This window comes from Nonomuraea sp. CA-143628, from assembly GCF_050942315.1.
Lineage (GTDB): Bacteria > Actinomycetota > Actinomycetes > Streptosporangiales > Streptosporangiaceae > Nonomuraea.
The window spans coordinates 3820140-3828747 of sequence record NZ_CP192072.1; the positions used below are offsets into that span (position 1 = coordinate 3820140).

Here is an 8608-nt window from a genome sequence, read left to right on the forward strand (position 1 = left end):
GACCTGGCTCGGGAGTAAACGGACTTCGGCCCTCGGCAACTGCTTGGTCCACCAATCTTCAAACCCCGCGACCCGGCCCCCGGACCGTCACACCGCCGAGGCGCCGGTGAGCGGTCGCTCGTCGAGTTTGGCCGCCTGCATGACGGTCAGCCGATGGACATAGAGAGCCGCGACGACCACCGCCGGCACAACCAGCACGTGCACTGCCATGCTGAACCAGGTCAGCAGCTGGAAGTCGTACCAGGAGGGCTGGTCCCCGTCGGGATATCTCATCTTGCCCGTCTCCATCCATGGGGTCCAGTAGAGAGGCCAGGTCAAGAAGGTAGCCAGCCAGACGAACCACCAGGCGTGCAGCAGACCAGCGGGGCCCATGCCGCCGCCCCGGCCGGGCGGGCTGGAGGCATGCCAAACGTCGTTGGCGATCTGCTTGGGAAGGAAGAGGTTCCCCACCGGGATGAACCAGCCGACCGCCGCCATGGACTCGCGGTACCGCAGTTGCCCGGGCGCGAGCCGCTCGGCGACGGCGCGTACTCGGACGAACCAGATCAGCCAGCCCACCACCAGCCCGACGCCGAAGAGGACCTGGGCGCCCAACAGGACGTAGGAGATGTCCTCGATTGCTGACCGCGATTCCCACAAGGCGAATAGCCCGTCCTGGTGTACTCCGCCGACGGCGACCCCGAGCTGCTGGACGACTGTGAGTACGGAGACCAAGGCGAAGAGGGCAAGGAGCCAGTAGACCGCGGCTCGGTACCCATCAGCCGGGAGCGTAAGGCCGCGCGCGCGGCGGCGTTCGTCGACCAACCGGAGTTGTGGTGCCTCCGACCGAACAGCCACGGCAGCCTGCTGATGCGGTTGATCGCCGGCGACAGGGGCCTTGGAATCAGCCAAAGTCATGGTGAGCTTGGCAGTGAGCGGTTGCGGTGAGACGGCCGGGGTCACGGTCATCGCTTCGGCGGCTGGGTCCGCGCCGGGTGCGGCGCCCGCGGCGATGATCATCCGGGTGCGGGGATCCTCCTGATCCAGCAGCTGCACCGCTTCCTGGCCCAGCCGGGCCAGCACCTCCGACGGCAACCATGGCTCCAGCGAGCGGTACTGGGTCTCTTCCCGTGCCCGCAGCTCGTTCAGGGTCGGCCGGCCGGCCGGGTCCTTGGCCAGGCAGTCCTTGATCAGCCCCAGCAGCGGCTCTGGCACACCGGTGAGGTCCGGCGGCTCGTGTACCACCCGGTACATCAGAGCGTGTAACTGGCTGTCCTGCGCGTCGAACGGCAGCCGCCCGGTGGCAGCGAAGGCCAGTACCGTACCCAGCGAGAAGATGTCGCTCGCCCCGGTCAGTTTCTCGCCCCGGATCTGTTCCGGTGACATGAAGCCGGGAGAGCCGATCACCGCGCCGGTGGCGGTGAGGCCCCCGGTGGTGGAGGCGTCCAAGGCGCGGACGATGCCGAAGTCGATCACCTTCGGCCCGTTGATGGTCACCATCACGTTCGACGGCTTCAGGTCACGGTGGATGAGCCCGGCGTCGTGGATGTCGCCCAGTGCCTGGCACAACCCGGAGGCCAATCCACGCACCGAGTTTTCTGGCAGCGGCCCGCCCTGCTCCGCCACCACCTGATGCAGAGTCGGCCCGGCAACGTACGCCGTGGCCACCCAGGGCAATGCCGCATCGGGGTCGGCGGCCAGCACGGCGGCCGTCCACTTCCCGCCGACCCGTCGCGCCACGGCGATCTCCTCGGCGAACCGGCGGCGGAAATCCAGGGCCGCCGCCAGTTCAGCGCGGATGATCTTCACCGCCACCATTCGGCCACGCGGCGACCGGGCGAGGTAGACCACGCCCATGCCGCCTTCCCCCAGCCTGCCGATGAGCCGGTAGTCGGCGATCCGGTCGGGGTCCTGTTCTTGCAGAGACTGCACAGCTGGTGGTTCCCTCCCCTTGAGCATCGCGCGGCTGATCAAGCCTAGTGCAGGCCCGCTGAGGTGCTTGATGGCTTCAGTTGATCACTCCGGGTGTTCTTTCGGTTCGGGAGATAGAGGGTGCATGCGCAGTCGAGTGCCTCGATCGGGGTTCCGGTCATCGCTCCGCTGGGCAGGTCGATACTGAGGGGCTTCAGCTTGGGAGCAGGCGGACTTCGGCGCTCGGCAACTGCTTGGTCCACCAGTGACCGTAGCGGCGATAGACGGTGGTCCCGCGGTTCGCCAGGAAGGCCGCCAGCGCCTCGGCCTCTGTCGCGAGCCCCTTCCACGTCTCGTCGTCCAGGTGGTGGAATGCCGTCGCTTCGATGCCGCCCTCGACCGGGCGCCACACGCCGGCGACGAAGCCGTCGACGAGCAGGGTCGGCAGGACGTCGCCGTTGCGCCGGATGACGATCGGCCGGTATTCGGGCGGAATGACGCGGCTGCGATCGGCGTAGGCGAGCAGGACGCTGTCCCACATAGGCAGCAGGCGGGGTGGGGCGGCAGTGTCCTCAGCGGGGAGCGGCCCGCCGGGCACATCGAACAGCGTCACCCCTCCCGGTCCCTCCAACTCCTCGACCTGGCCGGCCAGAGCCTGCACAGCCAGCCGCAGCACCGACCGCTTGAGCAGGGTGAACTGCGCCAAATCCGGCACCGTGGCAGGGCCGAACGCTCGCAGGTAACGCAGAACCAGCCGCTGTACGGACTCGTCCTCAGATTCCGGACCTGATGTGGTACCTGCGGCGAGGAACGACGACCGCGTACCGAACGACCACGGCCCACCGGTCGGCGCGTGGTGCAAAGGCGCGAATGTCCGCAGCGCCCACCACGCACCCCGCTTGGGCTCCCCGTATCTGTCCTTGAGAAAGTCCTCGATCTCGGCACTGGTACGCGGGCTGGCCACGAACTCCGCGAGATGGGGGAGGAGGGCATCGGCGTCGGCGATGGTCAGTCCGCTCGAGGTGAAGCGGGAGTGGCCCAGCCGGGCTGCCCGTACTGTTCGCCACATCGCGGAGTGATAGTCCGGGTAGTCCTCGGCGTGTACCGCGTGCAACGTGATGCGCAGCAGCGTGGCCTTGACCACCTCGCGGTCGGCGAACGCGACGTCCAGCTCTTTCGCCTCGAAGTCGGTGAGCCGGTTCCACAGGGCGACATACGGCGATGGGGCCTCCTGCGCCTGCAGGGCGACGAGCCGGCGGACGGCGTCGGGCACGGTCAGCGATTCGCGCTGTAACAGCAGTTGCCGGGCGAGCGTGGCGCGGTTGAGCTGTCGGGCGGTGAGTCTCATCTCCCCGTTCCTTGTCTTCGACGGCGGGCGGCCATCAGCGCCTGTCGCCATCCAGCGACGGGGAGGGTGGTGAGGTCAGGGTATAAGACCGAAGTCGCCGGACTTGAGGTCGGCGATGAATGCCCTCCACTCGGCGGGGGTGAAGATCAGCTTGGGGCCTTCCGGGTCCTTGCTGTCCCGAACGCCGACCACTCCGGGAAGATTCATGGCTACCTCCACGCACTGGCCGCCGTTGCCTGAAGAGCGCGACGACTTCCGCCACACGGCGCCGCTCAGGTCCATTCGCGTCTCGCTTCCTAGATCATCTTGCGGAATATGCGCTCAGGATAGGCCCATGGCCGTATGGAGGTCAGAGGTGGCTTGTCTCGGTTGAGGAAGCGCTGCTGGCGCAACTGAACCTCGACTCGCTCTCTGCCTCCATGCCGAAGATGTGATGACTGCGGAAGGCCGCTGCTAGCTTGAATTCGTCTGTCAGCCGAACTCGCCGTCCTCAACCCCCCCGATGAATGCCCTCCACTCGGCGGGGGTGAAGATCAGCTTGGGGCCTTCCGGATCCTTGCTGTCGCGAACCGCGACTACGCCGGGAAGATTCGTGGCGACTTCAACGCACTGGCCGCCATTGTCTGAAGAGCGCGACGACTTCCGCCACACGGCGGTGCTCAGGTCCATGCGTGTCTCGCTTCCTCGATCATCTTGAGGGATATGCGCTCAGGATAAGCCCATAGCCGTATCGCCTCATAGCGCTGCCAAACTGAGGTGACAATGTCATGGCCCGTCGTGATGTGCGCCTGTGTCGGTGAGTCCGAGCTGACGACATCGGGCTGGTCATTCGGGAGCTTGGCGATCATAAAGGCTCCTGCCAGGCCCGCAACGCATTCCGGATCGACGACCTGGATGAAGACGGCAGGTCGCCGGGCCAGCTCCAGCAGATGGCCGAGTTGCTCACGCATCACCTCAGGACCGCCGATTCTGCGGTGCAGTACACCCGCATCGACGAGTGTCAGGAGCATGGGCGGCTTCTTCCGGTCAAGGATGTGTTGCCGCCGCATGCGGGCTTCGACGCGTTCATCTACCTCTTCGGGTGTTATCTGCGGTCCCTGGCTGAAGATGTGGCGGGCGTATGCCTCGGTTTGCAGGAGCCCTGGGATGAGCAGGGGATCCCAGGAGCGCAGGACAAGGAGGGTGGGCTCGATCTCCTCGGCCCAATTCTGGAACCAGATCGGGCTGCCGGACTGGGCGGTGATGCTCTGATGGAGCCGGGTGAAGGACACACCCTCGGCCATGCCGAAGAGCTGGTCCAGCCGCTCGGCGTCGGACCGCGATGGTGTGCGGGTCGCCTTCTCCAGCCTGCTCACCTGCGTCTGCGTACACCCGAGCCGGGAGGCCACGGCGGCCTGCGACAGCTCGGCGGCCTCTCGTAGCCGCCGCATCTCGGCGCCGAATCGCACGCGAGGGGACCCCGGGTCGAGAGACGGCACAACGTGCATCACATTTCCTCTCTAATCAGAGAAAAACGGAAACCCTCATTGGGTGGCCACACCATTTAAACCACGCCTGACCAGTGGCTGTCATTATGCGTGCTGTCTTGGCCTGGAGACCTGGTCGCCGACTCGGCGCCAAGAAGGCACGCTAAAGCACAGCCGCTCTTTTCTGCCAGCAGATAAAGAAGGTTGCCCAATACTTTCTACGGCCGGGAGAGAAATGACGGTGCGCGAACACTGCGAGAGATTCGACCGTCTGGCCCGGCTGGCCTGGGAGCTGCATGGTCTGGGAATCCGCGTCTCCCTGGTCGTTCCCGTGACCGGCCGGCCGGTTCTGGAGATGCTTTCGGCGAGCGGCGCCAAGGTCCACATCACCGCCATCCGCCGCCGCTGCGGCTGGGTGTTCACCTGGCGGCCATGGTGGGCCCGGTTGTGGCGGCGGGACAAATGGGTGGTGGCTTGCGCGGCCAATGTCGCCGACATCATCGCGGCGGAGGTGAACGCATGACAGGGCCGCTCCGTCATTACGACGACCCGCCCAAGACGCCATTCACGAACGCGCCGCACGCCACCTGGCGCAGGGAATTCCCGGCTTCGGCGATATCCGTTCCCGAGGCCCGTGATTGGGCGGGCTCCCTGCTGTCCGCCGGTATCCCGCCCTCGTTCCTTGACGATGCGCTCCTGTTGCTGAGCGAGGTCGTCACCAACGCCATCACCCACTCCGACTCCGCCCACGCCCTCGGTGGCCAGGTGGCGGTCCAGATCACCCGCATCGGAACGACCGTGCGGGTGGTGGTGGCCGACGCGGGCTCCGCCACCACCGCGCCCGCCGTACGCGCCCCGACCCTTGACGACGACGGAGGCCGGGGCATGTGGCTGGTGGATCTGCTGGCCGAGGAATGGGGATTCCACCGCGACGAGACCGGCGGGTCGGTCTGGTTCCGGCTGGCCGAGCGCGATTGACCATGTCATCAGAAAGACAGTCAAAACTGTACAGTTCAGACTGAACAACTTAAGGTGGAAGCTATGGGTGACAAGACCGAGGACGCCTCCGCCGTCCGCACCGCGCACGCCATCCGGGTGACCATCGGCCGCCTGCGCCGCCGCATCCTGAATGTGAACGACGCCGCGGACATCACCCTCTCCCAGGCGTCCGTCCTCGCCCGGCTCTCCCAGAACGGGCCCGCCACGGCGAGTGATCTCGCGGCCGTGGAAGGCGTACGCCCCCAGTCCATGGCCACCACGGTCGCGGCGCTGTCCCGCCTCGGGCTCGTCGAGCGCAACCCCGATCCCGATGACGGCCGCAAACGGCTCGTCACCCTCACCGGCCCCGGCCGCGAACGCGCCGAGGGAGACCGCGCGGCCCGCCAAGCCTGGCTGGCCCGCGTCCTGGAGGAGCGGTGCACCGCGAGTGAGCGGCAGACGGTTGTGAAAGCGATGGCCGTCCTGGAGAAGCTGATCGAATCATGAGCGATGACCAGCATCCGGCGACCGCCCACGCGAGGCCGCATGCGAGCGACAGCGCAAGGGGCGGGCGGTTCGACCGTCGCCTGATACCTCCGATGATCATCGGGTCGATCCTCAACCCGATCAACTCGACGATCATCGCCGTCGCGCTCGTCCCCATCGGCGTCGCTTTCGGTGCCCCGCCCTCGGAGACCGCCTGGCTCGTCTCGGCGCTCTATTTCGCCACCGCGCTCGGGCAGCCGGTCGTCGGGCGCCTCATCGACCTCTTCGGGCCGCGCCGGCTCTTCCTGATCGGCGCCGCCCTGGTCGGCGTCGCGGGCGTCGTCGGGATGTACGCCCCCAACCTGGGCGTCCTCATCGCGGCCCGGGTGGTGCTCGGCTTCGGTACCTGCGCCGGATATCCGGCCGCGATGTCGCTACTGCGCCGCGAGGCGGACCGTACCGGGAACGACAACCCCGGCGGGGTGCTCACCACGCTCGCCGTCGCGACCCAGACCGTCGCCGTCATCGGCCCCGCGCTCGGCGGTCTGCTGATCGGCGTCGGCGGCTGGCGGGCCACCTTCGCCCTGAACATCCCGCTCGCGGCGGGCGCGCTGATCCTTGGCGCGCTGCGGCTGCCGAAAACGCCGCCCACCAGTCGTGGCGGCATCGCCGCGCGCCTGGATCTGCCCGGCGCCGGGCTGTTCACGGTCATGCTCATGGCGTTGCTGCTGTTCCTGATGAACCTGAGCGTCGGGTCGCTGTACCTGCTCGTGATCGCCGCCGCGGCGGCCGCCGCGTTCGGGTGGCGTGAGTTGCGCGCCCCCGAGCCGTTCATCGACCTGCGGGTGCTCGGCGGCAACCGCCCCCTGCTCGCCACCTACGCGCGCGCCCTGGTCGCGTACGTCGTCGCCTACGCCTTCCTCTTCGGCTTCACCCAGTGGGTGGAGGAGGGCCGCGGCCTGTCCGCCTCCCAGGCCGGGCTCGTACAGCTGCCGATGTTCCTGCTGGCCATCGTCGTCTCTACGCTCACCGGCCGCCGCAAGGGGGTTTGGGGCAAGCTCGTCGTCGGCGCGGTCGGACAGATCGTCGCGTGCGTGCTGATGCTGTTCCTGTACGCGAGCAGCCCGGTCTGGATGCTGCTCGGCGTCGCCTTGGTGTTCGGGGTGCCGCAGGGGCTCAACAACCTCGCCCTGCAGAACTCGGTGTACCGGCAGGCCGATCCGGAGCGCATGGGCGCCTCGTCCGGGCTGCTCCGTACCTTCTCGTACATGGGGTCGATGGTCGCGTCCGCCGCTTCCGCGTTCGCCTTCGGCCGGCACGCCGACACCGCCGGTATGCACGTGCTGGCCTGGGTCATGATCGGTGCCGCGACCCTGTTCCTGCTGATCACGGTCGTCGATCGCAGCTTGGGCCGACTCGCCATCTGAAGACGATCACGTATGAATACCAGACATTTAAGCATTGGTCATCTCGCCTTCTCCTCCTACGGTTGACCATCAGTACAGCCGCTGATGGATGGGAAGGCGCACGATGCCGCAAAGGATTTTGGTTACCGGCGCGACCGGCACGGTCGGTCGTCAGGTGGTGGCGCAGCTGCTGGAAACCGGAGTCGAGGTGCGCGCGCTGACCCGGGAACCGGCCGATCTGCCACCGGCCGTCGAGGGCATGCGCGGCGACCTGTCGGTCCCTGATTCTCTGCATGCCGCTTTCGACGGGGTTGAGGCGGTGTTCCTGGTCTGGCCGTTCGCCTCGGCCGAGGGGCTGGAGGCGGTGCTCAAGGTGATGGCGAAGAGGGTGGTGTATCTGTCGTCGGCGGCTGTGCGTGACCATGAACGGCAGGCCGAGCGGCTGATCCGACGGTCTGTCCCGCAATGGACGATCCTGCGCCCGCACGCCTTCGCGGCCAACGCCCTGCGCTGGGCCGAGCAGATCCGCAGCGGGGGAGTAGTGCGTGGGCCGTACGGTCAGGCCGCCATGTCCCTCGTGCACGAGCGGGACATCGCCGCGGTCGCGGTGCGGGCGCTGACCCAGGACCGGCATGCCGGCTCCGTGTACGAGCTGACCGGGCCACACTCCCTGACCCAGGCCGAGCAGGTACGCGTCATCAGCGAGGTGATCGGCCACCCCGTGCGCTGGGAGGAGACCTCGCCGGAGGACGCCCGGCGGCAGATGCTGGCCCGCGGCTGGCCGGCGGCGGCCGTGGACGGCATCCTGCGGGCCCAGGCCGAGATGACGCTCGGCCCGGCACCGGTCACCGCCACCGTGGAGGAGGTGACCGCGACCGCGGCGCGCACGTTCCGCTCGTGGGTGGCCGAGCATGCGCACGCTTTCCCCCCGGAGCAGCCTGCTGGGCTGGGGCTTCGTACAACTTGAGCCGAGATCATTGACGGCGGTTTGTAATGATCATTATGGTTTGCCCGAGTTGATCATATTTTGAGCC

10 protein-coding genes are annotated in these 8608 nt (G+C 67.5%); 5 read left to right on the forward strand and 5 right to left on the reverse strand.

Features of this window, described 5'->3' with window-relative positions; all coding sequences use genetic code 11:
* Nucleotides 1–87: 87 nt before the first annotated feature.
* From ACQP2T_RS17795 to ACQP2T_RS17815, 5 genes are all read right to left on the reverse strand, one after another.
* Nucleotides 88–1911 (reverse strand): protein kinase domain-containing protein, encoded by a 1824-nt coding sequence (locus ACQP2T_RS17795; RefSeq protein WP_433517237.1) that lies wholly within the window; start codon nt 1909–1911, stop codon nt 88–90.
* 193 nt (nt 1912–2104) lie between these two features.
* Nucleotides 2105–3238: a winged helix DNA-binding domain-containing protein gene (locus tag ACQP2T_RS17800; RefSeq protein ID WP_433517238.1), complete on the reverse strand. Its 1134-nt coding sequence runs from the start codon at nt 3236–3238 to the stop codon at nt 2105–2107.
* A gap of 75 nt (nt 3239–3313) precedes the next feature.
* On the reverse strand, nt 3314–3445 hold the full coding sequence (locus ACQP2T_RS17805) for a DUF397 domain-containing protein (protein ID WP_433517239.1): 132 nt from the start codon (nt 3443–3445) through the stop codon (nt 3314–3316).
* 264 nt (nt 3446–3709) lie between these two features.
* On the reverse strand, nt 3710–3907 hold the full coding sequence (locus ACQP2T_RS17810; protein ID WP_433517240.1) for a DUF397 domain-containing protein: 198 nt from the start codon (nt 3905–3907) through the stop codon (nt 3710–3712).
* Nucleotides 3898–4725 carry a helix-turn-helix domain-containing protein gene (locus tag ACQP2T_RS17815; protein WP_433517241.1) on the reverse strand — a complete coding sequence of 276 codons (828 nt, stop codon included), beginning with the start codon at nt 4723–4725 and terminating at the stop codon, nt 3898–3900. Before ACQP2T_RS17815 ends, ACQP2T_RS17810 begins: the two co-directional genes overlap by 10 nt.
* 214 nt (nt 4726–4939) lie before the next feature.
* Between ACQP2T_RS17815 and ACQP2T_RS17820 the strand changes: the two genes are divergently transcribed.
* The 5 genes from ACQP2T_RS17820 (at nt 4940) to ACQP2T_RS17840 (ending at nt 8541) form a co-directional block, all read left to right on the forward strand.
* Nucleotides 4940–5227, forward strand: coding sequence for a hypothetical protein (locus ACQP2T_RS17820; protein WP_433517242.1), 288 nt, complete (start codon nt 4940–4942; stop codon nt 5225–5227).
* Nucleotides 5224–5682 (forward strand): ATP-binding protein, encoded by a 459-nt coding sequence (locus ACQP2T_RS17825; protein WP_433517243.1) that lies wholly within the window; start codon nt 5224–5226, stop codon nt 5680–5682. Before ACQP2T_RS17820 ends, ACQP2T_RS17825 begins: the two co-directional genes overlap by 4 nt.
* A gap of 63 nt (nt 5683–5745) precedes the next feature.
* Nucleotides 5746–6189, forward strand: a complete 444-nt coding sequence (locus ACQP2T_RS17830) for a MarR family winged helix-turn-helix transcriptional regulator (RefSeq protein ID WP_433517244.1) — start codon at nt 5746–5748, stop codon at nt 6187–6189.
* A gap of 92 nt (nt 6190–6281) precedes the next feature.
* A complete protein-coding gene (locus ACQP2T_RS17835; RefSeq protein ID WP_433517245.1) occupies nt 6282–7595 on the forward strand; it encodes an MFS transporter in 1314 nt (437 codons plus the stop codon).
* 103 nt (nt 7596–7698) lie between these two features.
* Nucleotides 7699–8541 carry an NAD(P)H-binding protein gene (locus tag ACQP2T_RS17840; RefSeq protein WP_433517246.1) on the forward strand — a complete coding sequence of 281 codons (843 nt, stop codon included), beginning with the start codon at nt 7699–7701 and terminating at the stop codon, nt 8539–8541.
* The last annotated feature ends 67 nt before the right edge of the window (nt 8542–8608 follow it).